Annotated in this window: 24 protein-coding genes; 18 read left to right on the top strand and 6 right to left on the bottom strand. The window is 58.5% G+C overall.

Features of this window, described 5'->3' with window-relative positions:
* Positions 1-26: 26 nt before the first annotated feature.
* The 7 genes from DW151_RS00815 (at position 27) to DW151_RS00785 (ending at position 5,171) form a co-directional block, all read left to right on the top strand.
* Complete coding sequence (locus tag DW151_RS00815) at positions 27-308, top strand: type II toxin-antitoxin system RelE/ParE family toxin (protein WP_006234335.1); 282 nt, start codon at positions 27-29, stop codon at positions 306-308.
* Complete coding sequence (locus DW151_RS00810) at positions 280-621, top strand: HigA family addiction module antitoxin (protein ID WP_050766086.1); 342 nt, start codon at positions 280-282, stop codon at positions 619-621. Before DW151_RS00815 ends, DW151_RS00810 begins: the two co-directional genes overlap by 29 nt.
* A 79-nt stretch (positions 622-700) precedes the next feature.
* Entirely contained in the window at positions 701-970 is a 270-nt protein-coding gene (locus tag DW151_RS00805) for a hypothetical protein (protein ID WP_117842879.1), read from the top strand.
* 163 nt (positions 971-1,133) lie between these two features.
* A complete protein-coding gene (locus DW151_RS00800; RefSeq protein WP_233543274.1) occupies positions 1,134-1,676 on the top strand; it encodes a DUF4352 domain-containing protein in 543 nt (180 codons plus the stop codon).
* A gap of 39 nt (positions 1,677-1,715) precedes the next feature.
* The gene (locus tag DW151_RS00795; RefSeq protein WP_117842881.1) at positions 1,716-2,138 is read left to right on the top strand and encodes an XRE family transcriptional regulator; all 423 of its coding nucleotides are present in this window, start codon (positions 1,716-1,718) and stop codon (positions 2,136-2,138) included.
* Between the two features lie 99 nt (positions 2,139-2,237).
* Positions 2,238-3,605, top strand: a complete 1,368-nt coding sequence (locus tag DW151_RS00790; protein ID WP_118334023.1) for a protein kinase — start codon at positions 2,238-2,240, stop codon at positions 3,603-3,605.
* A 300-nt stretch (positions 3,606-3,905) separates the two neighbouring features.
* Positions 3,906-5,171 carry an ATP-binding protein gene (locus tag DW151_RS00785; protein ID WP_118334021.1) on the top strand — a complete coding sequence of 422 codons (1,266 nt, stop codon included), beginning with the start codon at positions 3,906-3,908 and terminating at the stop codon, positions 5,169-5,171.
* Positions 5,172-5,322: 151 nt separating this feature from the next.
* Here the strand turns inward: DW151_RS00785 and DW151_RS00780 are convergent, their stop codons facing one another.
* Positions 5,323-6,456 (bottom strand): glucosaminidase domain-containing protein, encoded by a 1,134-nt coding sequence (locus tag DW151_RS00780; protein ID WP_118334019.1) that lies wholly within the window; start codon positions 6,454-6,456, stop codon positions 5,323-5,325.
* 393 nt (positions 6,457-6,849) lie between these two features.
* Here DW151_RS00780 and DW151_RS00775 point away from each other — a divergent pair, with 393 nt between their 5' ends.
* Positions 6,850-8,106 carry an ATP-grasp domain-containing protein gene (locus DW151_RS00775; protein ID WP_118334018.1) on the top strand — a complete coding sequence of 419 codons (1,257 nt, stop codon included), beginning with the start codon at positions 6,850-6,852 and terminating at the stop codon, positions 8,104-8,106.
* An 84-nt stretch (positions 8,107-8,190) separates the two neighbouring features.
* Complete coding sequence (locus DW151_RS00770; RefSeq protein ID WP_233543272.1) at positions 8,191-8,937, top strand: aspartate/glutamate racemase family protein; 747 nt, start codon at positions 8,191-8,193, stop codon at positions 8,935-8,937.
* 125 nt (positions 8,938-9,062) lie between these two features.
* Here DW151_RS00770 and DW151_RS00765 read toward each other — a convergent pair whose 3' ends face one another.
* From DW151_RS00765 to DW151_RS00745, 5 genes are all read right to left on the bottom strand, one after another.
* Positions 9,063-9,809 (bottom strand): energy-coupling factor transporter transmembrane protein EcfT, encoded by a 747-nt coding sequence (locus tag DW151_RS00765; protein ID WP_118334015.1) that lies wholly within the window; start codon positions 9,807-9,809, stop codon positions 9,063-9,065.
* On the bottom strand, positions 9,802-11,553 hold the full coding sequence (locus tag DW151_RS00760) for an ABC transporter ATP-binding protein (protein WP_118334013.1): 1,752 nt from the start codon (positions 11,551-11,553) through the stop codon (positions 9,802-9,804). The genes DW151_RS00765 and DW151_RS00760 overlap by 8 nt, the downstream gene beginning before the upstream one ends.
* Before the next feature lie 106 nt (positions 11,554-11,659).
* Entirely contained in the window at positions 11,660-12,232 is a 573-nt protein-coding gene (locus DW151_RS00755) for a hypothetical protein (protein WP_118334012.1), read from the bottom strand.
* Positions 12,233-12,632: 400 nt separating this feature from the next.
* Positions 12,633-14,570, bottom strand: a complete 1,938-nt coding sequence (locus DW151_RS00750) for a C69 family dipeptidase (RefSeq protein WP_118334010.1) — start codon at positions 14,568-14,570, stop codon at positions 12,633-12,635.
* A 397-nt stretch (positions 14,571-14,967) separates the two neighbouring features.
* Entirely contained in the window at positions 14,968-15,885 is a 918-nt protein-coding gene (locus DW151_RS00745) for a diacylglycerol kinase family protein (RefSeq protein ID WP_118334009.1), read from the bottom strand.
* A 98-nt stretch (positions 15,886-15,983) separates the two neighbouring features.
* On the opposite strand from DW151_RS00745, the gene rnd reads away from it, so the two are divergent.
* From rnd to DW151_RS00700, 9 genes are all read left to right on the top strand, one after another.
* Positions 15,984-17,117 carry a ribonuclease D gene (gene rnd / locus DW151_RS00740; RefSeq protein WP_118334007.1) on the top strand — a complete coding sequence of 378 codons (1,134 nt, stop codon included), beginning with the start codon at positions 15,984-15,986 and terminating at the stop codon, positions 17,115-17,117.
* Between the two features lie 64 nt (positions 17,118-17,181).
* On the top strand, positions 17,182-17,886 hold the full coding sequence (locus DW151_RS00735; protein ID WP_118334006.1) for a zinc metallopeptidase: 705 nt from the start codon (positions 17,182-17,184) through the stop codon (positions 17,884-17,886).
* Positions 17,887-18,001: 115 nt separating this feature from the next.
* Complete coding sequence (xseA, locus tag DW151_RS00730; RefSeq protein WP_370448012.1) at positions 18,002-19,453, top strand: exodeoxyribonuclease VII large subunit; 1,452 nt, start codon at positions 18,002-18,004, stop codon at positions 19,451-19,453.
* Positions 19,454-19,495: 42 nt separating this feature from the next.
* Entirely contained in the window at positions 19,496-19,762 is a 267-nt protein-coding gene (xseB, locus tag DW151_RS00725; protein ID WP_006234311.1) for an exodeoxyribonuclease VII small subunit, read from the top strand.
* A 49-nt stretch (positions 19,763-19,811) separates the two neighbouring features.
* On the top strand, positions 19,812-20,147 hold the full coding sequence (locus tag DW151_RS00720; RefSeq protein ID WP_118334004.1) for a histidine triad nucleotide-binding protein: 336 nt from the start codon (positions 19,812-19,814) through the stop codon (positions 20,145-20,147).
* 41 nt (positions 20,148-20,188) lie between these two features.
* A complete protein-coding gene (locus tag DW151_RS00715) occupies positions 20,189-21,079 on the top strand; it encodes a LysR family transcriptional regulator (protein WP_118260350.1) in 891 nt (296 codons plus the stop codon).
* A gap of 119 nt (positions 21,080-21,198) precedes the next feature.
* The gene (locus DW151_RS00710; RefSeq protein WP_118334003.1) at positions 21,199-22,359 is read left to right on the top strand and encodes an MFS transporter; all 1,161 of its coding nucleotides are present in this window, start codon (positions 21,199-21,201) and stop codon (positions 22,357-22,359) included.
* Between the two features lie 121 nt (positions 22,360-22,480).
* Positions 22,481-23,659, top strand: a complete 1,179-nt coding sequence (locus DW151_RS00705) for an acetate/propionate family kinase (RefSeq protein WP_118334001.1) — start codon at positions 22,481-22,483, stop codon at positions 23,657-23,659.
* A 164-nt stretch (positions 23,660-23,823) separates the two neighbouring features.
* The gene (locus DW151_RS00700; protein ID WP_118334000.1) at positions 23,824-25,002 is read left to right on the top strand and encodes an acetate/propionate family kinase; all 1,179 of its coding nucleotides are present in this window, start codon (positions 23,824-23,826) and stop codon (positions 25,000-25,002) included.
* The last annotated feature ends 270 nt before the right edge of the window (positions 25,003-25,272 follow it).

Genomic DNA, 25,272 nt, shown 5'->3' with positions numbered 1-25,272 from the left:
TGACGTTACTAACGTAAGGCGATACTATGATTGCATCGTATAAAGATGAGGATACCGAACGCTTTGCCATGGGTGTGCGGGTCAGGAGGTTCGTGCCCTTTGAGCGTGTTGCGTTGAGGAAGATTCGCCAACTGCAGGTTTGTGCTTCGCTTGATGATCTTCGCGTTCCACCGGGCAACCGCCTGGAAGCTTTGAAGGGCGATCGTGCCGGTCAATATAGCATCCGTGTTAACGAGCGCTATCGGGTCTGTTTTGAGTGGAGACAGGAGATGGCTTGGAATGTCGAAATCGTCGATTATCACAAGTGATGAGACTTCGGCCGATTTGTTGTCGCCGGTGACTCCTGGTGAGCTTCTCAAAGAGGAGTTTCTTGTTCCCATGGGCATTTCTCAATATCGCCTTGCGAAAGAGACCGGGATTCCGGCTCAGCGTATCGGGCAGATTGTCTTGGGAAAACGTCGCGTGACGGCCGACACCGACCTCCGTCTTTGCCGTTATTTTGGCCTGACGGATGGTTATTGGCTGCGCGCTCAGGTGGCGTTTGATCTTGAGGCCGAGAAAAGGCGGATTGAACCGGAACTCGATAAGATCGTTCCTGTTCAGCAGGCCATCGCACTGTAGTGCTCAAAGATGATGGGGGGTGGCGATGAGGCGACGCCGACAATCTGCCGTTTATAGTCCCGGTGGGTGTGGATGCGGCTTGTTGTTGCTTCCGTTTATTGCTGTGAGCATTGGCGTGATGTTTGCGCTTGCCGGGGTGGCAGCAGCGGCACTCGTGTTGCTGATTGTGGCCATTGGCGTGACGGTCTGGCTGTGCCGTTCTCGCGAGCAACGTCGTGCCGATGGTAAGACCAATGTTGGATGGGTCGCCTTCTTGATCATTGCGTACCCGCTGAGTGTCAGCTACCTGGTGTTCTTTGCCCTGTTGATGATCAGTGCCTTTACCGGGGAATCCGTCACGGTGGGTTGATGCACTGCCAGCAGACGGTCGCGCAAAGTGCGTTTGCTCGGCATTCGGATAACTGCATTGGCCGTTTACCGCACTTTAGCTCACAGCTAATGAATTCAAGTTCAATCCTTCCTACGATGTGCTGTGTGCCGGCGCGGTAGCCGGATCGTAGGAAGGATGCATGATGAAAAAGCTCGAAAACGAAGTGCTGCTGAGCCGTCGCGCTGCGCTTGGAGCGTTCGCCACCGTTGCCTTGGGGACTGCCGGCCTGCTTGCGGGCTGTGGCAGCGATAAGGCGACCGTTATCGAGGACGCCGGCGACGCAGATAAGAAGGAGGAGTCGAAAAAGGAGGAACAGCCAACGACCGACCTGGCCGTCGGCACGACCGTGACCACGGCTGGCGGTCTTTCCGTTACTGTCGATTCCGTGCAGACCGGGCTTACCAATTTTGACGGTTCGACCATGACGGGCATTCACGTCACGTACGTCAACAATGGCGATGAGGGCGCGGACTACAATATCTACGACTGGAAGGGCGAGGACGCCAACGGTGCGCAGCAGAACCAGGGTTATTACAGCGAGGGTTCCGATGAGCTGCAGTCTGGTACCCTTGCCGCCGGTGGCTCCGTGGCGGGCAATATCTACTTTGATGGTGACATCAAGAAGGCTCTCTATTTTGCCAACGTGTTTGATAAGTCTGCCGCTGCAAGCTGGGTGCTGGCCTAACATGTCGCTACCGTTGCGCCGTATGGGAGGTGAGGCCGCGTGCCCGATAAAAAGCTGACGGACGAGTTGCTCAACGAGCTTCTTGATGCGCCGAGTATCGATGGCTATATCAAGGAACACGACTTTGCCGCCCCGTCGCTTTCGGATTACTTAAAGCAGTTGCTGCAAGAGAAGGGGCTCGAGCGTTCGCGCGTGGTGCGTATGGCCGACCTCAACGAGACCTTTGGCTATCAGATCTTTATCGGTTCGCGCAATCCGAGCCGCAATAAGGTGCTGCAGATTGCCTTTGCAATGGCGCTGTCGATGAAAGAGACCAACCGCGCCCTGACGGCTGCCGGAGTGAGCGTCCTCAACTGCAAGGACCGTCGCGATGCAATCATTATCTTTTGCATCGACCGTGGCTGTAGCCTCCAAAAGGTCAATGAAGAGCTGTATCGCTTTGGCGAGGAAACGGTGAGTTAGTGGCCGATGGCTGAGCCGGTTGTGTCACCAGAATAACCATGCAAACGAACGGGGTGCGGACAACATGGGGTGTCCGCGCCCTGCGTTATGATGGACGCTATGGATACTCAGAGCCCAACATATTCCGATGATGAGCTGACTGCTTCGCTTGTCGAGCATTTGGCGTCGCTCGACCGCGATGACAGCTATCGTGTGGAGCGCGTGCTCAAGCTCTCGGATGTCGAGACGACCGAACTCGTCTATTTTGAGGGCTCTGGTGGCGGGTCTCTCGGCCCCTTTGTCCGCAAGCGCATCGATGCTTCGGTGCAGATTGGCGGAGCATATGAGCGCCTGTTTGTGGCCCAGCGCGCCGGTCGTCGTTTTGAGCACTTGCCCCGAATCGTCGATTGCCGCCGTGTGGGCGACGAGCTCGACGTGGTGATGGAGTATGTCGAAGGCGAGACACTCGAGGCGTTGGTGGGACGCTTGGGGGCGACGCCCGATTATGCCCGCGGGCTGTATCCCGTTTTGTGTGAAGCGGTGGGCGAGCTGCATGCTGGTTTTGCAGCTGCGGGGGAGTCGGGGGTACCGGTAATCCACCGCGACCTTAAACCCTCGAACATCATCGTATCGGGCGTGAGGTATGCGGCCGATGCTGGCATGACCTTCTCGTCGCTGGTGATTATCGACCTGGGAATCGCGCGGGTGTGGCGTGACGGGGCCGATGCCGACACGGTTAAGTTTGGAACGCGACTCTATGCGCCACCCGAGCAATATGGTTTTGGGCAGACGAGCGTGCGCAGCGATGTCTATGCGCTCGGCGCGCTTCTGTTCTTTTGTCTGACGGGGGCTGACCCTAAGCCGGGTCAGAATATGCGCGAGCAATGCGAGGCGTGCGACGTCCCCGCGGCGCTGGCTGATGTCATTTGCATGGCCATGGCGCTCGATCCGGCCAAGCGCTTTGCAAGTGCCGAGGCGCTCGGACACGCTGCGCGCGCGGCATACGGGCTGTGTCTGCCTGAGCCTGGCTCGAATAGCACGACGGCGCCTTCAATGGCGCAGGCTGCTCCGCAAATGGCGCCGTCTTCCGGGCGGCGGCCCAAGGAAGTCTCTTCGGTGACTCCTCGCCGCAAGAGCCTGCTTTCACGGATCCCGGAACCCATTGGGCGTATATGGAACGGCATGATCTATGCGGCAACCTTGCTGCTACTGGTCGGAAGCCATTTTGCCGTATTCCAGCCCACGGGAGCCAACCGCAGCTATCCAACGTGGTTTTTGGCCCTTGAGTATTTTCTTATGGTCGATGGCATGGTGGTGCTCATCTCGTTTGGCATGCTCGACCGCCGCAGGCTTCGGCGCCGCTTTCCCGTGCTTGATCGTTATCGGGGCCGTGAGTTTGTCACGCTGTGGCTTAAGGCGCTGGGAATTATGTGCGTCATCATGATCGTGATTATTGCCGTCGGCAACGCAACCGGCATAGTCGCTTAATGCAATGTACCGCTATAAGAAAAGGGTCCCGATTGGGGCCCTTTGCAGTAGCGCTTAAATGCGGTTCATCTGGTTGCAACCTTGTTGTACCACTCCTGCCTCGTGGGCGGGGCGAGTGCCCATCGCCATAGGTGTTGTGACGGTTAAATTGCTCCGTGCTTCGAAGCGCCGTCAATTGTCACCACAGAATTCTGTCAATTGTCACCATAATTCGCCATCAATCCTCACCACAAATTTCCGTCAATCGTCACCACACAGCTGGTAAAATACCTAATATGGGTAAGTCAAGAAGGAGGCCGTGTGGATAGGTATGTAGATAGATGCATCGATAAGGCAATCAGCCGTAATCTCAATATCTTCGGTGCGGTCCTCATTCAGGGTCCAAAGTGGTGCGGAAAGACTACTTCGGCTAGTCGTTTTGCTAATTCATCCTTGTCTCTTTCCGATCCGGCTGGAAATTTTTCCGCTCTCCAGCTGGCACGGATCGATCCGGCGCAAGCATTAGCAGGGCTATCTCCCAGGCTCATCGATGAATGGCAGGAAGAGCCGAAGCTGTGGGATGCCGTGCGTTTCGAGTGCGATGCAAGGAGGGGAGAATCCGGTCAGTTTATTCTTACGGGTTCGGCAACGCCTCGGGATTCGATGCAGCCGATGCATAGCGGCGTTGGACGAATAGCTAGGTTGCGAATGGACACCATGACGATGTTCGAGCTTGGCGTTTCTTCTGGCGCGGTTTCGATTGGAACGCTTCTTTCCGGTTACCCTGCCAAGCAGGCTGTCGGGTCAATCTCCGGCATCGCCGGAATCGCCGATTTGCTGTGTCGTGGCGGTTGGCCTCAGGCGATGGGGAAAACGACTGACGATGCCATGCAGATAGCCGCTGCCTATGTTGATGGCGTATGCGAATCGGATGTTTCTAGAACTGATGGCGTTAAGCGCGATCCGGTCAAGGTCAGGTCTCTTTTGGCATCGCTAGCGCGGAATGAGTCGACGCTTGCTGGCTCAAAGTCTATTGACAAAGATATCGGTACCGGCGTTTCGAAGAACTCGGTCTCCAGATACATGGACGCCCTGAGACGAATCAATATCGTCGACGATATCCCCGCTTGGCATCCAGCGCTCAGGTCTCCGGTGAAGCTGCGGCAGGGGGCGAAGAGGCATCTCACCGATCCTTCGCTTGCCGTTGCGCTGCTCGGAGCAAATCCGGAGTCGTTGGCATCTGACCCGAAGACACTGGGGTTGCTTTTCGAATCCCTCGTCCTGCATGACCTCAAGGTTTACGCCGCCGCAAATGACTCGTTGGTGTCCCATTACCACGATGCCGACGATCTCGAGGTTGACGCAGTTATCCACAGGCGCGATGGAACTTGGATTGCCGTGGAGGTGAAGCTTGGAAGCCCTCAAATCCCCGAGGCATCTGCAAATCTGCTTCGGCTGGAGCGAAAGCTGGTCGAGCGTGGCGAGAAGCCGCCTGTGGCAAAACTCATCATCATTGGGTTCGGCATGCCGGTTCATACAACGCCCGATGGCATCATCGTTGCTCCCGTTGACACACTCGCGCCATAACGTTGTGGTGGGATCACCTTGCCTTCGGAAGGGGTTTCAGTCTCAAGCGACTTTTCCAACACTCACTTATGCCTGCATGCCAATTCTGGTCTAGCAAGGCCAAAGAAAAGGGGTCCCGTTTGGGGGCCCTTTGCAGTTGAGGCTTGCGAGCCTAAATGCGGTTCATCTGGGAAGCGACCTTGTTGTACCAGTCCTGCCACGTGGGCGGGCAGTACTTCTTGGCGGCTGCCGGGGTAAGCGTGGAGCCATAGTTGGCACCCAGGTAGGCAACGTGGGCGGAGACAGCCTCGCTCCAGCTGCCAAAGCTACGCCAACCACCGCCGCGGGCACTCCAGCCCCAGGCGTTATAGGAGCCGGCGCAATAGAGGCCTTTGCTGCTCTCGATGCAGGCGATGGCGGGGGACCAACGGGGATCGACGCCGGTATTCCAGGCGGCGACGGCAAAGTTATAGCCCTGGCCTGCCATGGGGGAGCCGGCGAGGTAGTTGTCGATGCGGCTCGTCCACTCGTTAATGAACGAGTCGTAATCGGAATTGCCACTGTTGGAGTTGTTCACCGTGGTGTCGATGGTGGTGTTGGAGTTGGTGGCCTGACTGTTGGAGTTATTGCCACTCACGCCGGTGCCCGCGAGCTTCTCGGCGGCAGCGGCTTTGTCGGCCTCGAGCTTAGCCAGTTCGGCGGCATTTTCCTGCTCGGCCTTTGCCTGCGCCTCGTTGCGAAGCTGCTGTGCCTGGGCCAGTGCGTCCTCGGCATTCTTTTGCTCGCCCTCGAGCTGAGACTTGGCCTGATCGAGCTCGGTTTTGTTCTGCTCGAGCTCGGTCTGCATCTTGTTAAGCTCTTCGATCTCGTCGACGCTCGAGCTCGTAATCTGGTTGGTGTATTTGCAGGTGGTGATAAAGTCACCCAAGCTCTGCGTGTTCACCAGGAAGCTCACGATGGGGCTGGTGCCCTTCTGGTACTTATACAGATCGCGCATGGCGGAGCTTGCCTTGGCCTGCTGCTCGGGTAGCTCGGCCTCAATCTTATCGATGTTCGCCTCATTGGAGTCGATCTGCTTTTGCAGATCCTCGAGCTTGGTACGGGCGTCGTTGTAGGCGCTCGTAGCGTCCTCGATTTTTTTCTGGGCGGCGGAAAGCTGATCCTGCGTTGCCTGCGAGGCGGCATAGGCCGCGACGGGGGAGAGCATCGGCGTGGCCGTCAGCGCGACGGCGAGCGCGGCGCTCGTGATGATACGAGCCGGCTTCGACGCGATGAGCGCTGCGGTGCGATGGTTCGAATGCTGCATCCAGTCCCTCTGCAATCAATCGTAGGTTATTGGTCGAGGTGTATTCTACTACTGCTTTCGACCTCAACTTGAACCTTAAAGGTTCTAAAGGGTCAAGTTGAACTTGAGGCTTTGGCCTTGACCTGCGGGAATGGTGAATTGTTGAGAAACCATAGAGTTCAACTTTAACGTTACGGCACCCTGTTTGTGAGGGTTTTGGCTGTAAAAGTTGCCCTCACGTGGGGTTTTGCAACTACAAGGTCCCATCGCGGTGAGCTTGGCCTTCATGCTGGATAATTACGCCGATTGCCATAGATACGGTGGAGCTTTGGGTGCCGGCGGCTCGGCACGCTAGAATAAATCAGTTGCACAAAGACCGCCCGTCGTGTGGGCAGTTCATGATAGGAAGTTTCCATGGCATTGCAGTTTACAGAGCGCGAGTTTATTCCCGTGCTGCTCGGCGGCGACATCAACGCGTATTCGGTGGCGCGCGCCTTCTACGAGGAGTATCAGGTCAAGAGCCTGGTCTTTGGCAAGTATCAGACGGGCCCTGCGTATCGCAGCCAGATTATCGACTACACGCCTAACGTGGATATCGACACCATGCCCGTGATGCTTAAGACCGTCAACGGTATCGCTCGGGCACATGCCGAAAAGACGATTGTCCTGATGGGCTGCGGCGATAACTATGTTGCCCTGGTGGCCCAGGCCAAGGATGCCAACGAGCTGGCGGATAACATCGTTGCGCCTTACGCGCCCTATAGCATGCTTGAGCAGTGCCAGAAGAAGGAGATCTTCTACGAGCTGTGCGAGAAGCACGGTGTGCCCTATCCGCATACGTTTACCTTTACCATGGCGATGCTCAACGCTCAGGGTGAGGCTCCCGCCGAGGTGCTCGACCAGATCGACTTTCCCTACCCGATGATCCTGAAGCCTTCCGACGGCATCATGTGGTGGCAGCATGAGTTCGAGGGTCAGAAGAAGGCTTATGAGATTGCCGACCGCGCCGAGCTGGAGCAGGTTATCCGCGATTCCTATGCCAGTGGCTACACCGATGACCTGATTTTGCAGGATCGCGTGCCCGGCAACGACGAGTACATGCGCGTGCTCACCAGCTATTCTGACCGCAACGGCAAGGTTCGCATGATGTGCCTTGGTCACGTGCTGCTCGAGGAGCATCAGCCCCATGGCGTCGGTAATCACGCCTGCATCATCACCGAGCCCAATGATGAGCTTATGAGTGGCGTGCGCAAGCTGCTCAAGGACCTTCACTTTGTGGGCTATTCCAACTTTGACGTCAAGTATGACGAGCGCGATGGCTCGTTTAAGTTCTTTGACTTCAACACCCGTCAGGGCCGCAGCAACTACTACGTAACCAACAGCGGCTTTAACGTTGCCAAGTACGTGGTGGATGAGTACGTCTATAACCGCCCGTTTGAGCCGGAGTTTGTGACGGCGAAGGACGAGGCGCTGTGGATGGTCGTTCCCATGGGCGTCGTCGACAAGTACGTCAAGGCTCCCGAGCTGCGCGCGAAGGTGCATCGTCTTGCCAAGGAGGGCAAGGGCGCCGATCCCTCGTTTATGAAGGGAGACTTTGTCTTTAACCGCTGGTTGCGCATGTGGCACACCAAGCTGCGTCACTATAAGCTGTTCAAGACGTATTACAAGTAGACGAGCGTGGCGCCCGTCCGGTATGTATCGGGCGGGCGCGGGTATGATACGCGCAATTGCGTGGGCGTCACCAAGGAGGCGGCGATGGAAAAGCTGGGAGTTATCGGCGGCATGGGCGCCGAGGCCACGTCGTATTACTACGACCAGGTAGTACGCCATACGGCGGCTACGTGCGACCAGGAGCATATCGACATGGTGGTGCTTTCCAAGTCGACCATGCCCGACCGCACGCTGGCCATCAAGACCGGTGAGCATACCGAGCTGCTGGCGACCATGAAGGAGTGTGCCCAAGCACTCGAGTCGCTGGGCTGCGCGCACATAGCGATTCCCTGTAACACATCGCACTACTTCTACGATCAGATTCAGTCGTTTACCAAGGTGCCGATTATCCATATGCCGCGCGAATCGGTGCGTTATGCCCTGGCGGGTGCGGTGATGGGGGAGTGCGAGTTCGATCCCAACCTGAGTATGCCCGCCGAGCCGGTGCACAAGATTGGCATCATGGGCACCGATGGCACCGTGGGCGCCGGCGTCTATGGCCGCGAGTGCGAGGCGGCGGGCGCTGAGGTCGTCTATCCCAGTGAGAAGCGTCAGGCCGACGTGATGTCGCTCATCTACGATGATGTGAAGGCCGGGCGCGAACCCGATATGGATAAGTTCGATCGCGTGATGTGGGAGTTCGCCCGCAGCGGCTGCGACCGCGTCATTCTGGCCTGCACGGAGCTTTCGGTGTTGCAGAAGTATCGCGAGATGCCCGAGATCACCCTCGATGCGATGGATGTCCTGGTACGCGAGTCCATCATCCGCAGCGGCGCCCCCTACCGCCTCTAGCATCCGACCTGCCAAAAAGGGACAGGTTTATTTTGGCAGGTTTTATCTGGGAAAACAGTAAAGGCCTCGGCTCGTTTGGTGCGAGCCGGGGCCTTTTGCGTTGGGTGGTTGCTGTCGGTGGTGAACTAGAACAGGAAGCCGATGGCGATGAGGGCGATGCTGACGATGAGCACGGCGATGTCCAGGCCCTTGATGGGGTAGCGCTTGTACGAGCTGGCGCGTGTACGCAGATAGAAGCCGCGCTGTTCTGCCGCCAAGGCTGTGGCATCGGTCTTGCCCACGCTCGAGATGAGCAGTGGCACGCACAGTGGCAGCATGAGCTTAAGCTTCTTGATGGGGTTCTTGGTGTCGTACTCGACGCCGCGTGCAGTCTGCGCCTCCATGATGGCGTTCATTTCCTGGCCAAATACCGGCACAAAGCGCAGTGCCGTGGTAAAGGTGAAGGCATAGCGATATGGCACGTGCAGCACCTCGACGCAGGCGTTGGCGAGGTCGTTGAGCTTGGTCACCATAAGCATGAGGATGAGTGGCAGCGCCACGCCCAACAGGCGTAGGCAGGCCTTCGATCCGGTAATGAGGCCCGTGTCGGTGATAAAGCCCCACACCACGTTGCCGTCGCGCATAAAGGCCAGCTGAAGCACCAGCATGATAAGCGCGAGCGGAATCAGCAGCTTGAGTAGTGAGAGCAGACGGTCGACGACGCCGGCGTAGGCGCCCAGTGCAAGGGTGAGCGCCAAAAAGCCCAACAGCGCCACGTAGGTATCGGACAGGAAGATGCCGATGATGATGGCGGCGGCAAGGCCCAGTTTGACGACCGGGTTCAAGCGGTGCAGCAGTGTATCGCCCGGCATATAGTCGATGACGTTAACCACGGTGGACCATCTCCTCGGTAATGCGAACGATATCGGTGACCTCGCTCACCTGTGCAAAGGCGGGAGAGACGGAGGATGCCAGACGACGAGAAAGCTCTATGACCTGAGGTGGCTCAACGTAGGCTTGCTGCATGAGCTCGCAGTTCGAGAACAGCTCGTGCGTGCGGCCGCGCTCGAGGATGCGGCCGTCGGCCATCACCACGATGTGCTCGGCAAAGTCGGATACGACTTCCATGTCGTGGCAGACCATGATGACGGCGCAGCCGCGCTCGGCCATGGTGCGCACGGTTTCCATGACGGTCATGCACTCACGGTAGTCAAGGCCGCTCGTGGGCTCGTCGAGCACCACGATTTTGGGCTCTACGACCACGACGGAGGCGAGTGCCACCATCTGGCGCTGACCGCGCGAGAGCGAGAAGGGCGCCTCGTCGGCCGGCAAGCCAAAGCGGTCGATGACGAGCTGGGCGCGACGCAGCGCCTCGGCACGGTCGATGCCGGCAAGCTCCAGGCCAAAGGCGACCTCGTCGAGCACAGTGTCCTTGCAGATCTGGCGGTCGGGGTTTTGGAAGAGGGTTGCGACTTCGCGGGCGATGCGGCTTGTGGGAACGGCTGCGGTATCCAGTCCCGTGACACGCACGCTGCCCGAGGCGGGCTTAAGCAGGCCTGTGAGCAGCTTGGTGAGCGTGGTCTTGCCGGCGCCGTTTTGGCCGACGATGCCCACGAGCTCGCCGGGATAGAGGGTCAGGTTGAGGTTGTGGACGGCGGCGCCGCCATTGGGATAGGCAAACTCAACATGGTCGAAGGTGAGCACGGGCTCGGCGTCCTTGGCGTGCGGGCGCAACGACGGTGCGTGCGGTGAGCCGGCGGGTGCCTGAATGTCGCTGCTTGCGTGTGCGGGGTCGACGATGCCCGAAATCAGGCGCTCGGCCTCATCAACATCCAAACAGGGAGTGCCGCTGGCCAGGCCATCGACCTCGAGGCTGTTGAAAATGCGCGTGACACGCGGGCAATCGACGCCGATGGCGCGGAGCTCATCGGCGTGTGCGAAGACCTCGTGCGGCTCGCCCTGTAGCGCGATTTCGCCATGATTGAGCACGAGCACGCGGTTGCAATACTCCGAAAGCAGGGCGACTTTTTGCTCAACGACGACGATGGTGATGCCGAGTGCGCGGTTGGCCTCACGCAGGGTCTCGAAGACCAGCGTGGAGCTGGCGGGGTCGAGCGCCGCGGTGGGTTCGTCGAGCACGAGCACGCGCGGACGCATAGCGAGGATGGCAGCGATGGCTACCTTTTGCTTCTGTCCGCCCGAGAGGGTGGCGATCTCGCGGTCGCGCAGGTCGCTGATGCCGACGGTCTCGAGGGTTTCGGTGACGCGCTGCTCAATCTGGTCGTGCGGCACGCCAAAGTTCTCGAGGCCAAAGAGCATCTCATCCTCAACCACGGAGGCGACCATCTGCGTGTCGATGTCTTGCAGCACACTGCCGACGATTTGCGACACGTCGGTGAGCGAGACTTCGCAGGTGTCGTGACCGTCAACCATGACGGACCCAAAGAACGTGCCGGTGTAGTGGTGGGGCACGGCGCCCGACAGGCAGGCGGCAAGCGTGGACTTGCCGGCGCCCGAGGGCCCGATGATGCCGATGAAATCTCCCTTGTTCACGCTGAGCGAGATGTGGCTAAGCGCCTGCTCGGTCTGCGTGCCATAGGAGAACGAGACATCGTCGACGTTGATGATCGTTTCCATGGATACCTTTCATAGTCATTGGGGACGTTCTTTAATGACTAGTCGTTTAAGAACGTTCCCAAGAGCTAGTTGTTTGGGACAGTCTTTACCGATGGGGCACTGTGGGTTAGTTGAGCTTCAGGGCCTTCTGGATGGGCAGGTAGAGGGCGCCGACCAGAATGGCGTTAAAGACGGCGGTCATGGCGACGACGGGCAACATGGCGGCGGCGAGCTCGCCGACCACGCCGAGCATGGCCATCTTGATGACCATGAAGATGGCGCCGGAGACAAAGGTGGTCAGGAAGGTTGCGACGATGGCGATGGCGGGCTTGACCTGACCGTTCTTGCCGGCGGCGTTGACGATGCCGGCCATGAGCATGGCGGCGATGCCCTCGGCGGCAAAATCGACGAACGGCGAAGTGGTGGTGATCTGGATCACAGCAGCCGAGATGAGGCCAATGACGAGCGCCTGACCGATGTTAGGGCGAACGACCAGGATGGTGAGGCAGAAGGCCGAGATGATGAACTCGGGGCTGATCATGCCGCCCGAGATGCCCGAGATTGCCTTGCCGACGGTAAAGTTGAGGATGAAGCCGGCGGCGAGCAGGATGGCGAGCAGGACGAGGGCGCGGACATCGAGTTTGCCGCGATCGGCGGTCTGGACGGTGCGGGGCTGGGTGGCGGTGGTGTTCTGAGACATGGTGAAAATCCTTTCGGAAGGGGATTGCAAGAGAAAAGCGGAGGCGCGTGATGCGAATGCGATCGGGCTCGAGATAGAAAAAAGCCCCCGGTCGAAACCGGAGGCCTTCCAATCACCTAGAGCGCAAAAACAGGCGTGAGGGACTCACTGTCGACCGATCGTATTCGCATCACGCCACCACCAGTTGTTGAGAGACGTCATCGTGTTCTTCATGTTGGTGGCTCCTTTCGTGATGCCGTGGCGCGGTCGCACCTAGTTGCTGTTGCGCTGCACTATAGCACAGCGAAGTGTATGCGGGGAAATCTTTTTTGAAAAGATGTCAGGCGGGTTTCCCGTCGGTCAAAAGAGCGGGCTGAGCGGGCGAGGCTGCCATTGCTGCCTCGCCCGCTCAGCTAAGACGTTACTCCTTATTGCGACGGTAGAGGAAGTAACCGCCTGCGGAGATGACGACGACGCCGGCAGCGGCGAACGCAGCCACCATGCGGCCATCAAAACGGTCACCGGTGGTGGGCAGGTTGCCCTTGGTGTTCGTCTTGTTGGTGGTCACCGTGGTCGTGGTGCTCGGCTTGGTGGGCTTGTCGGGGGTACCGGGCTGCTCGGGCTTCTCGGGAGTGCCAGGCTGCTCGGGCTTGTCGGGGGTACCGGGCTGCTCGGGCTTGTCGGGGGTACCGGGCTGCTCGGTGGCGAGGGCGTCCTTGGCGTAGGTGATGGACACCTTGAGGCCGTTGGTCTCGGTGTTCAGGTCGCTCGGGGTGAAGGGCTTGCTGAAGTCCTCAGCCTTCAGATAAGCGCGCATCTCCTGAAGCAGGGCCTTGCACTTGACATAGGTGTTCTTGGTGGCAGCGTTGCCGGCCTTGTTGGCCAGGGCGGTGCGGCCCTCAGTGGTGGTCTCGGCGAGCATGGCCTTGTCGACCTCGAGGTTCTGCTCGATGAGCTCGTTCTGGAGAGCGTCGAGGTAGGCGCGAACGCCGGTGCCGAGCTGCTCACGGTGCTCGAAGCACAGGGAGCTGATGTCCATGAGGACATAGTTGATGGAGTTCTCGGGCTCCTCGTTGTTCACGATGTCCTCCTCTTCGCAGTGATCGAAGGAGACGGTCTGGTCGCTGTAGTACGGGCTAACCTCGGTGAGCAGTGCGGAGTAGTAGGGGATGGCGACGGAGTAGGCGGCGCGGGAGAGCATCTCCCACTGGATGGTCGCGATCTCGGGGTCCATGCCCTGACGGATCTGGAAGAGATTGACCTCGGTGTTGGTCTCGGTACCAATGGCGTAGGCGCCGTCGGTGTTGGCGTTGAGGCCCGGGACCTTCTCGCCGCGGTTGCCAAACGCGCGGATCATCTCAAAGGTGTTCCAGTCGGACTTGCCGGGCTGGAAGAACAGCGGCTGCGCCTTGCTAACCAGGGCGCCGGTCGTGGCACGAGCATCTTCGCGCTCGTCCTTGACGATCTCGTAGTCGGTGCCCTCGGTGAGCGGCACACCGAAGTAGGCGCGACCCTGGACATAACGGGCCCAAGAATGCATGGCCTTTTCGCTAATTGCCTCGCCGTAGGTCTGGGCAACGTCAAATTGACCGTCATCGAAGTACTTGGCGAAGCCATTCTCCTTGGGCATGGACTCGATGGTCGCAGAGTGGAGACAGTTCGCGGTGTCGGTGAGGTCAACCTTGTAGTTGAGGTTGCCGATGTTGGGGTTGAGCGAGGCGATATCGTCAGTGAGCCTCATGGCGATCCACTGGTGGCCGGAAAGTGCGGCAAACAGCCAAGTCTCGTTGCTGTCGGCGATGATAATCTGATCGTTGCCGCAGGCGCCCTGCTCGTCGATGATCTTGCCGAGGAGCTCGACGCCCTCACGTGCATTGGCGCTTTCACCTAAGATAACGCTGCCGTAGCTGTACTCGCCAATACCGGTTTTGGTCAGGGGGTCTGCTGCCTCAGCATCAGCATTCATGCCGGTGGTCAGCGTTGCGGAGCAGGACACGCCCTTCTCATTGATGCCTGCCTCAGAGTAGGCATCATAGCGCCCGTGCCACTGGGAGGGATGGTCGCGTACATAGGTGTAGCGATACGTGGTCTTGGTCGAGGTATACATGAATGCGGACTCGTCCGAGCCGTACGTATGCCCCGGGCCGTGAGAAGGCTCAATGCCAAAGTGCTTGAGGTAGCGCTTATCGAAGTCCTCGGCGCGGCCATAGTACGTGTCACCGTCGGCCGTCAGCTTGTTGCCCATGTACATCTGCGTGCAGGCGAGCGCAGATGTCGGCATGGACATGATGGTTGCAGCTCCAAATGCAAGGCCTATGCCAAGCTTCTTGAGCGCGTTGACGGGATGAGTTTTACTCATATTCCCTCCCAGCGTGCGAAAGCCCTCTGTCTCCAGAGGGCTTCACCCAATAATTACACCCCCTTAGCGTAACGAATTCGAAACAATATACATTCATGAAAGTTATTTACTCGATAAGCGTAGCGAAATATGCGATTAACGGTAAATTGAACTCATTTAGTGGGAAATCAATTTGTATAACGCCAGCGAAAAATGTAGCTAAATAAAGCGTCAAGAAAAAAGCGGACCCCTCGCCGGCATGTGGTTTCATGCCGGCGAGGGGTCCGGGCTGCACGGGCCGTCTAAGAGTAATGGCTACTTCTTTCGACGGTGAATCACGTTAATGGCATAGCCGACGAGCATGGCCAAAACGATGACGATAAAGCCAAGGATGGGGTTGTCGTTCACGGGGGTCCTCCTATTTTCCGAGCGGCGAGAATTCGTCGACGATGATATCAAGGCATTGCGGTAGCGCGCGGGCGCCAAAGACGCCGGAGTTGCTGGAAATGATCTCGCCATCAAACTGCATACCGAGCGATGGCGTGCAGGTAATCTTGGCTTCTTTGGTCTGGATGATCTTAAACTGCGGGCGGCCGAGTACCTTGCCGGCGGGGTCGAGCGCGGCGGTGATTACCGTGGGGAGCAACTGCACCGTGCGCACGGGCTCAATAACGACGATGTCGACCATGCCATCGTTCATACGGCAGTTGGGGAACAGGTTGATGTCGTTTTGGATGACAGACGTGTTGCCCGCCATGCAGCAGATGCCGTCGAGCTCCTCAACAATGCCATCATGCTCAATGGTAAAGTGCGCCACCGTGGGGTTGGGCGTGGCGAGAGCGGAGAGGAAGTAGGCGATCTCGCCGATGTCGTTTTTGGTGGGGGCGGCCTTCATCATGATCTCGGCGTCAAAGCCCGAACCGGCGATGATGATAAAGCCATGGCGCTTTTCGTTGCCGTTCTCGTCGAGCCAAAAGAGCTCGCCCATGTCTACTTTGACCGTGCGGCCGGCGCGACATGCCTTGGCAAGCGCCGCTGCCTCGGGGGCATTGCCGATGTTGTTAAAGAACAGGCAGGCCGTGCCGGAGGGGAAGACGAGCGTGGGGACGCCGCATCCGCGCATCTGGTCGAGCACGTTGGAGACAGTGCCGTCGCCGCCCGAGACGACCACGCAGTCGAACTCGCGAACGTCTGCCACGGCGTCCTCGGGCTCCATGCCATCGCCGATAAAGCGCATCACGACCTCGTCGCCGCCCTGTGCAAGGGCGTGCGTGAATGCGTAGATTTCATCTGAGCTGGGACCCGATGCCGGATTGTGGATGATAAGGCAGCGCATACTTACGTTCCCGTTCTGTGACTAACCGAGTATAGTTGTAGGGCAATGCCGATATCCTACCCGTGTTTTTCGGGCCTAACCTTATTCGATGGGTTGATATGTACATTTCCACACATCAGGCTCTGGTCGACTTTTGCCAGCGCGCCCGCGAGTTCGACGCGATCGCCGTCGACACCGAGTTTTTGCGCGAGTGCACGTTTCATCCGCGCCTGTGCCTGGTCCAGATTGCCACCCCCGCCGAGAGTGTCGCTGTCGATCCGCTGGTGATCGACGACCTGTCGCCGCTTGCCGAGCTTATGGCCGACGAGAGCGTGATCAAGGTCTTCCACGCCTGCTCGCAGGACATGGAAGTTATGCTCCACACTGTGGGAGCGTTGCCGCGACCGATTTTTGATACGCAGGTTGCCGCCGCCTTTTTGGGCGAGCGCCAGCAGATTTCGTATGGAGCGCTCGTTCAGGCGTTCTGCGGCGTATCGCTGCCCAAGACCGAGTCGCTAACCGATTGGTCGCGCCGCCCGCTGAGCGATAAGCAGATCGAGTACGCGATTGATGACGTCAAGTACCTGATTGTCGCCTATACCGAGATGATGAGTCGCCTGCGCGAGCTGGGCCGTGTGGACTGGGTGCTCGACGAGTTGCGCCCGCTGGCCGACGAGTCGCACTATCGCGCCGATCGCCACGAGGCGTTCCGCAAGGTCAAACGCATCAATTCGTGCAGCCGTCACCAGTTGGGCATCGCGCGCGAGCTCGCCGCCTGGCGCGAGGACCGCGCCGAGCGCCGCAACATCCCGCGCAAGTGGGTCATGTCCGACGATACGCTGCTGGCGCTCGTTAAGCGCAATCCCGTGCGCGTTGAGGAGTTCCGTAGCATTCGCGGTACCGACCAGTTGGGGGAGCGCGACGTGGACGGCGCGCTCATGGCCATCAAGCGCGGTGCGAGCTGCCCGCACGATCGCCTGCCGCTCATGGTGCGCGGGCATCGCCAGATTTCGCCGGAGCTTGAGAGCGTGACGGACCTGATGTATGCGCTTATTCGCTTGGTTGCCGAGCGCTCGGGGGTGGCGACCTCGGTCATTGCCTCGCGCGATGACCTGGCCGATTACATCGAGCATCCTGAGCAAAGCCCCCTGCGCGAAGGCTGGCGTTTTGAGCTTGTGGGTTCGCGCCTGGACGATCTGCTTTCCGGCAATATGGGGCTCACCGTGAAGGACGGAAAGATTGAGTTGTTATAGGGAAGCCTAGTCTGCTGAGTGGGTAGAATGCCTCCAACGTGTAACTCGATTTGGAGGAATTCGCATGCCCTATTACTATGGTTACGGCTTTGGCATCGACCCGCTGTACCTGCTGGTTGTTCTTGTCTGCACGGTGCTTGGCCTTGCTGCGCAGAGCTATATCAATTCGACGTACAAGACGTGGTCCAAGGTTCGCTCGGACGGCGACACGGGTGCCACGGTCGCTCGCCGCATGCTCGACGCCAACGGTTGCAACGCCGTGGGTATCAAGGGCGTCGCCGGTGAGCTCACCGACCATTACAACCCGCAGGACAATAACCTGTATCTGTCGGATTCCAACCGTTCGGGCGGCTCGGTCGCAAGCGTTGCTGTCGCTTGTCACGAGGCAGGCCATGCCGCGCAGCGTCAAAGCGGCTATGCCATGATGAAGGTACGTACCGCCCTCGTGCCGGTCGTCAACTTTACCCAGAACACCTGGACCGTCGTGCTGCTCATGGGCCTGTTTATGAACATCGCGGGACTCACGACCATCGCGCTGATCTTCTTCTCGTTTAGCGTGCTGTTCCAGCTCGTTACGCTGCCGGTCGAGATTGATGCCAGCCGCCGCGCCGTGGCGTATATTGAGCAGTCGGGCATGAGCTCCAAGCAGGTCAACGGTGCCAAGAAGGTGCTGACGGCCGCCGCGCTTACCTATGTGGCTGCGGCGCTCACCTCGATTATTCAGCTGCTCTATCTTATGGCTCGCTACAACAGAAACTCCAACCGATAACAAATTGGGTCGCTGGGCGCCGCGGGAATTTGTGTCCCCGCGGCGCTGTACTATGTGTTGGACTTGAATTTGCGCAGGGCCAGAGCCTTTGTGCACGATGACGAAAGGAGGCTGCGTGGCAGGCTGGAATCTAACCGGCAATAGCGTTTCCGCCGAGTTCGACGGTTCGGACGAGCAAGAGCGTAAAGAGCTCAGCGTGAGCCAGGCGGTAGAGATCGCCGCCGGTGCGCTCGATGCTATTCCGCAACTGACCGTCCTGGGCGAGGTCACGGGTTTCCGTGGTCCCAATGCCCGAAGCGGCCACTGCTACTTCCAGATTAAAGACGACTCGGCCGCCGTCGACTGCATCATCTGGAAGGGCGCCTATCTCAAGCGTACCTTCGATCTGCGTGACGGCATGCAGGTGAGCTTTAAGGGCAGCTTCAATCTCTATAAGGCCACGGGCCGCATGAGCTTTGTCGCTCGCTCGTTTTCGCTGGCGGGGGAGGGTCTGCTGCGTCAACAGGTGGCGCAGTTGGCCGAAAAGCTACGCCGCGAGGGACTGATGGACGAGTCCCGCAAACGCCGCATCCCGGTGTTTTGCTCACGCGCGGCGGTCGTCACCTCGCTTTCCGGTGCGGTAATCGACGACGTCAAGCGTACGCTGCGCCGTCGCAACCCGCTCGTCGAGCTTGTCTGCGTGGGCGCCAAGGTTCAAGGCGAGGGTGCGCCGGCCGAGCTCATTGATGGCTTGCGCCGCGCCGCTTCCATTACGCCGGCGCCCGACTGTATTTTGCTGGTGCGCGGCGGCGGCTCCTTCGAGGACCTCATGACCTTTAATGACGAGGAGCTTGCCCGCGCGGTGGCGGCTTGTCCTGTGCCCGTGGTGACCGGCATTGGCCATGAGCCCGATACCTCGATTTGCGACATGGTGAGCGACCGACGCGCCTCCACGCCCACGGCGGCGGCAGAATCGGTGGCGCCGGCTATGACGGAGTTGGCCGATGTGCTCGAGGCGCGCCATCAGCGTCTGGGTGCCGCGATGGCATCGATGATTGGGTCGGCCCAGGTCGACCTGGAGATGCTCGATCAGCGCGGTCGCCGTGCCTGGGATACCTATACGGCTCGCTTGGGTGATGCGCTCGATGCCGCTGCGTGTCGCCCGTGCCTCAACGACCCCACATTTATGGTCGAGCGTCGCGAATCGGAGCTTGCGCTGACTGCCGATCGCCTGTCGGGCGCCATAGTACGCTCGGTCGGGACATTCCGCTCCAACTTTGAGCGCTTGCCCGAGCGTCTGATTACAAGCACCTCGGGGCTCGATGGTAAGCGCCATGCGCTCACGCTTGCGAGTTCCCGCCTAGAGCATCAAGGGCGCACGATGCTCAGCAAGCCAGCGTCCGACCTGAGCCGTGCGGCAGCGTCGCTCGATGCCCTGTCGCCGCTCAAAGTGCTTGCTCGCGGCTATTCCATCGCGTACAGCGATGATGGTGTGGCTACGAGTGCCAAGACCTTTAAGCCTGGCGACGCCATTCGCGTGCGCATGGCAGACGGCAACGTGGCAGCAACGGTCGATACGGTCGAGTAGACCGCGTTTCGCAGTGATAGACCCTTAGGAAAGGAAACAGATATGGCAGAGAAGACCCCGGTCGAGCAGCTTACGTACAAGCAGGCCTCGCAGGAGCTGGAGCTCATCATCCGCAGCCTGGAGTCGGGCGATATGGAGCTTGAGGAGTCGCTCGAGAGCTACACCCGCGGCGTCGAGCTCCTCAAAAGCCTGCGCACCCGCCTGTCCGATGCCGAGCAGAAGGTCTCGGTGCTCCTTAAGGACGTCGACGGCAACGACGTGCTCGCCGACGGCGAGGCCGCCAACACCGATGATAACCTTTCGTTCTAAGCATCTCGACCAAATATAATTACCTTGGTCTGTAAGAAAGGAACCAGCTATGTGCGATTGCATCTTCTGTAAAATTGCCAACCACGAGATCCCCTCGACCGTTGTCTATGAGGACGACCAGGTCATCGCCTTCGACGACCTCAACCCGCAGGCGCCGGTCCACACGCTCGTGATCCCCAAGAAGCACTACAGCGACATCGCCGACAACGTGCCCGCCGAGACCATGGGCGCCATGGCCCACGCCGTCCAGGAGGTCGCCAAGGCCAAGGGTCTGGAGGACGGTTTCCGCGTCATTTCCAACAAGGGTGTCAACGCCGGCCAGACCGTCATGCACTTCCACATGCATGTCCTCGGCGGCAAGAACCTGGGCGAGAACCTCATCTGAGGACACGTAGCCCGTCGACTTGGCTGCCTTTGGAGTAATCTATGCAGCTTTCTCAACTCGAATACCTTCAAGCGGTAGCGAACTATGGCGGCGTGCGCAAAGCAGCTCGCGCCGTTCATGTGAGTCCGCAGGCCGTTTCGTCGGCAATCAAAAAGTTGGAATCTGAGTATCAGATTGTTTTGCTCGACCGATCGGCGGGGGAGGCTGTTTTGTCTCCGGCGGGCAGAGAATTTGCACGTCGTGCACGCGTGATCCTGGCACAAGTCGACGATCTTAAAAAGTACGCCCAATCGAGGGACGACGGCGTCTCGCCCGACGGCCACTTCCGTCTTTACGCCCCCTGCCTTCAAGGGCGGGGGCGTCTCTTTTCCGAAAACTGGTACGACTCGTTTGAAAGCTCGCACCCTCAGATTCACCTTGATGTGTGGCATCAGCCAACGGCTACATGCTTTGAATCACTTGTGCTTGGCATTTCGGATGCGGCCATCTCATTTGAGGAACCAAGGAACAGTGTCCTTTCTTCGAAATACTTGGGTGAAAAGGAGCTCAAGGTTCTTTCGTGCCCAGCGGGTCATCAATCTGTGGGCGCTATGACCGTCCGTGAGTTACTGGGCGGCAGGTTAGCTGTTCCCATTAATTTGTCGCCCTGTCTCAATGCAATCAATCAATGCCCCGAAGCTCAGCTGGTTAATTTCCGCTTCCGCGACGTCGAATACGGAAACAGAGCGCAGGCTGAGTTTCTTCAAGCCGGGGGATTGATATTGGGTTTTTCTGGCTCTTCTCTCGCATCAGATGGATCGGAAGTGAGCGAGTGCTCCATTGAAGCCTCGCATGACGTAGCCTTGCCCATCTACTTCTGCTATCGGCAAAACTCCTGGACCGATCGACACCAGACGGTTTTTCTGCACCTATTGCGTCATCTTGCTTCGTGAGATTAATTGGCTTCGAGGCGTCAAGTGATTATTGACGCCTTGCAACACATAGCTGACAGCTTTGCCCTCATGCTTTTCCAAGATTCCGATTTAGATTGCTGACTCTTGGAGGGCGGAGCATGAAAAACCGTACGGTTTTGCTTTATATGACGTTCGTTTTTCTGTCGAACTTCAGCACCATCTTGTATTTTCTAACTGTCTACCTTGAGTTCGTCGGGCTTTCGATGGTAGCGATTTCTAGCATGATGATTGCATATCAAGTGAGCAAGTTCATCCTTGAAGTTCCCACTGGCTATATTGCTGATAGGTTTGGACGAAAGACTAGCGGTCTCGTTGGCGTTGTGGGAATGCTTGGATACTACGCCGCCCTGCTTCTCGTCCGTTCTCCTCTGCTTTTAATCGGCGCGTTTGCTCTCAAAGGTTTTGCCGTTGCATGTGTGAGCGGATCCATGGAAGCGATTTACATTGACAGCGTCTCTCAGGACCAGCTCGTAAGACTTAATGTCGTTGAGCGATTTGTTTTCTATGCCTCTTATGCCATCTCCGCTTGTGTGGGCGGCTTCATTTCGTCTGTCGGTGCATACCTCATTGGTCTTTCGGCAGATATCATCGCAATGGTGTTGACGTTGGTTGTCGTTATCTGCATTCCTGAGGCGAGAAGAGAGGGCGCTGCGGTGACACCTGGGCATGGAATGAGCCCGAGGATGATCGGTGCTGCTATTGCGGGTAATGGCATTCTTCGGTCAGCGTTCATCATGGACTGTTCTCAGGCATTTGCCTTCGTCGCTCTGGAAGACTTCTTCTCACTGTTACTTGCAGGCCGCGGAATGAATGCCGTCGCTTCGGGCGTGACCATTGCGGTCCAGCTCCTTGCCTCGGCCTCCATGGGGTTTATTGTGCCCAGTGTGATTGCTCGTGTCGACAAGGGTCGTTTTGCGCGTATTTGCGGCATCTTTCGCTCAGTATTGACAGCTTTGTTTTTGATTCCTCTTACTCCGGCTAATTTGCTGCCCGTGTTCTATGTGCTGCAGACGGTTGCGTACTCGTTGTTTGCCCCAATCAAATACTCAGTTTTCCAAAATGCTGCCGATTCATCGATGCGCTGTTCACTGATTTCGGTTCAAAGCCAGATGGTGGCGGTGGGTGCTGTTCTTTTCTATCTGCTCAACGCTGTGTTGAGCAGCGCTGCGGGCATTCGAGTCGTATTGCTTGTCGCGCTCGGGATTTCTTCTTTGGTGTATATTCCCGCGCTATTTCGTCTTACAAGCCAAAGGACATGAGTATTTAGACACCGATAACTTATATATCAACGCCAATAAACCCGAGCGCGAGGGCGTTTGGGTTTATTATTGAAGCGTATGTAACCTGGCGGCGCCACACCGCCTGTTAGTAGGGAGACACATGAACGTTCTGGTCGTCAACGCGGGATCTTCGACCCTTAAGTATCAGGTCATCGACACCAAGTCCCACAAGGTGTCCGCAAAGGGCTCCTGCGAGCGCGTCTGCTTTACCGGCGGTACCTTCACCCACGCTGCTAACGGTTCCAAGAAGGTGACCGAGAACATCGAGTTCCCCGACCACAAGGTCGCCATCGAGGTCGTCCTGAAGGACCTCGAGGCCAACGGCGTCAAGATCGAGGGCATCGGCCATCGCATCGTTCAGGGCGGTTGGTACTTTGGCGATTCCTCCCTCGTCGACGAGGACGTTCTCGCCAAGATCCGCGAGGTCGCCCCGCTGGCGCCGCTCCACAACAACCCCGAGGCCAACGTTATCGAGTTCTGCCTGGAGCAGTATCCCGACCTGCCCAACGTCACGGTCTATGACACCGCTTTCCACTTCAACATGCCCGAGGTCGCCAAGACTTACGCTCTGCCCAAGGACGTTTGCGACAAGCTGCACATCCGTAAGTACGGCGCCCACGGCACCAGCTACCGTTACATCTCCAAGAAGGTCGCCGAGATGACCAACGGCGAGGCCCGCAAGGTCGTCGTGTGCCATATCGGCTCCGGCGCTTCCCTGTGCGCCATCGAGGACGGCAAGTGCATGGACACCACCATGGGCCTCACCCCGCTCGACGGCGTCATGATGGGCACCCGCTGCGGCTCCATTGACCCGGCTACCGTGTGCTACCTGCAGCGCGAGGGCGGCTACACCTTCGACGAGGTCGACGAGATGATGAACAAGAAGTCCGGCCTTTTGGCTGTGACCGGCGGCAAGACCAACGACTGCCGCAACGTCGAGGAGCTCGCCGCCGCTGGTGACCTCGAGGCTCAGCTCGCCTTCGACATGTTTGTCTACAAGATTGCCGCCAAGGCGGCCGAGATGGCTACTTCTATGTGCGGTATGGACACCCTGGTCTTTACCGCCGGCATCGGCGAGCATGCTCCGGCCGTCCGCGCCGGCGTTGCCGACCGCCTGGCCTTTATGGGCGTCAAGATGGATCATGCCCGCAACGCCCTGCGTGGTGACGGCGCTTGGTGCCTGTCTGCTAAGGATTCCAAGGTCAAAATCTTTGTCATCCCCACGGACGAGGAGTTCATGATCGCTTCCGACGTCGAGCGCATCGTCAACGCCAAGTAATTACAAGAGGGGAGGGGCTGGACGGCAACATCCCGTTCAGCCCCTCTTTTGAACTCGTTGGGCGATATGCCTGATAGCTATTTATCAAGTTGTGATAACTTCTTATTAACATACGGCCGCCTTGAGCGGTCTGCGCCGACCGTATCGCACTGCAAAGGAGTCTCATGAACGTACTTGTTGTCAACGCCGGTAGCTCAAGCCTTAAATATCAGCTTTTGGATACTGATACCCGAGAGGTTTTCGCCAAGGGCAACTGCGAGCGTATCGGCTCGGAGATGGGCACCTTTGGCCACTCCGAGAACGGTGGTGCCAAGCTGACCGAGGAGATTCCTTTTCCCGATCATCGCTGCGCCATTGCGCGCGTGCTCGAGGAGCTCGAGAAGACCGACTTTACGATCGATGGCATCGGCCACCGTATCGTTCAGGGTGGCTGGCACTTCGATGATTCCGCGGTCGTCGACGATGAGGTCATGGCTAAGATTCTTGAGGTGGCACCGCTCGCCCCGCTGCACAATTACGGCGAGGCCGCGGCAATCGAATATTGCCGCGAGAAGTATCCGGAGCTGCCCAACGTGGCCGTCTTCGACACCTCGTTCCACATGACCATGCCCGAGGTCGCCTACACCTACGCGCTGCCCAAGGACGTGTGCGACAAGTACCACGTGCGCAAGTACGGTGCCCACGGCACGAGTCACCGCTATGAGTGGATGATGGCCAAGGAGATCCTGGGCTCGCGCTGCCACCGCCTGCTCTCGTGCCATTTGGGCAACGGCGCCTCGCTTGCCGCTATCGAGGACGGTGTATGCCGCGATACCACGATGGGCCTCACGCCGCTCGACGGCCTGATGATGGGCACCCGTTGTGGTTCCATTGACCCGGCTACCGTGTGCTACCTGCAGCGCGAGGGCGGCTACAGCTACCAGGAAGTCGATGACATGATGAACAAGCAGTCTGGTCTGCTTGCCATCTCGGGCATCTCCAACGACGCCCGTGACATCCGTACGCGCGCCTCCGAGGGCGACGAGCGCTGCCTGCTCGCCTTCGATATGTTCGCCTACAAGGCCATGCAGCAGGCCGGCTCCATGATCGCTTCCATGGCGGGCGTCGACACCATTACCTTTACCGCCGGCATCGGCGAGAATGACTGGTCGATCCGCAAGGCCTTCTGCGACTGCTTCGAGTGGCTGGGCGTGCGCATCGACAACAACAAGAACCGCGAGGCCGTGGGCAACGGTCCGCAGGTCATCAGCGCCGCCGGCTCTTCCGTCACGGTCATGGTCATTCCCACCGACGAGGAATACATGATCGCCCACGACGTCGAGCGTCTGACCAAGAACAACTAACGCATTCGTCTGTAATTGACAAAAAGGCCTCCAGAGCAACAGCCCGGAGGCCTTTTTACTAGCAGGCGGAAATTCCAGTTCCAAAGTGATCATCGCCGGCAACGCCTGCGCTCCCAGCAACGTCACCCATTCGTTCAGATCCTCAGCCCCAGCTCGTAGCCAAGCCGCCGCCCACTCCAGATTCCCTGACTGCTGCGTGACGGCAGGGACCCTGCAGGGCAAAGCTCTGAAAACATTCCGCACTGATATTGTCTGTATTGAAGACGTCGA

It is taken from the genome of Collinsella sp. AM13-34 (assembly GCF_003473055.1).
Lineage (GTDB): Bacteria > Actinomycetota > Coriobacteriia > Coriobacteriales > Coriobacteriaceae > Collinsella.
The sequence above is the reverse complement of the archived record's forward strand: the minus strand, read 5'-3'. Positions and strand labels throughout refer to the sequence as shown.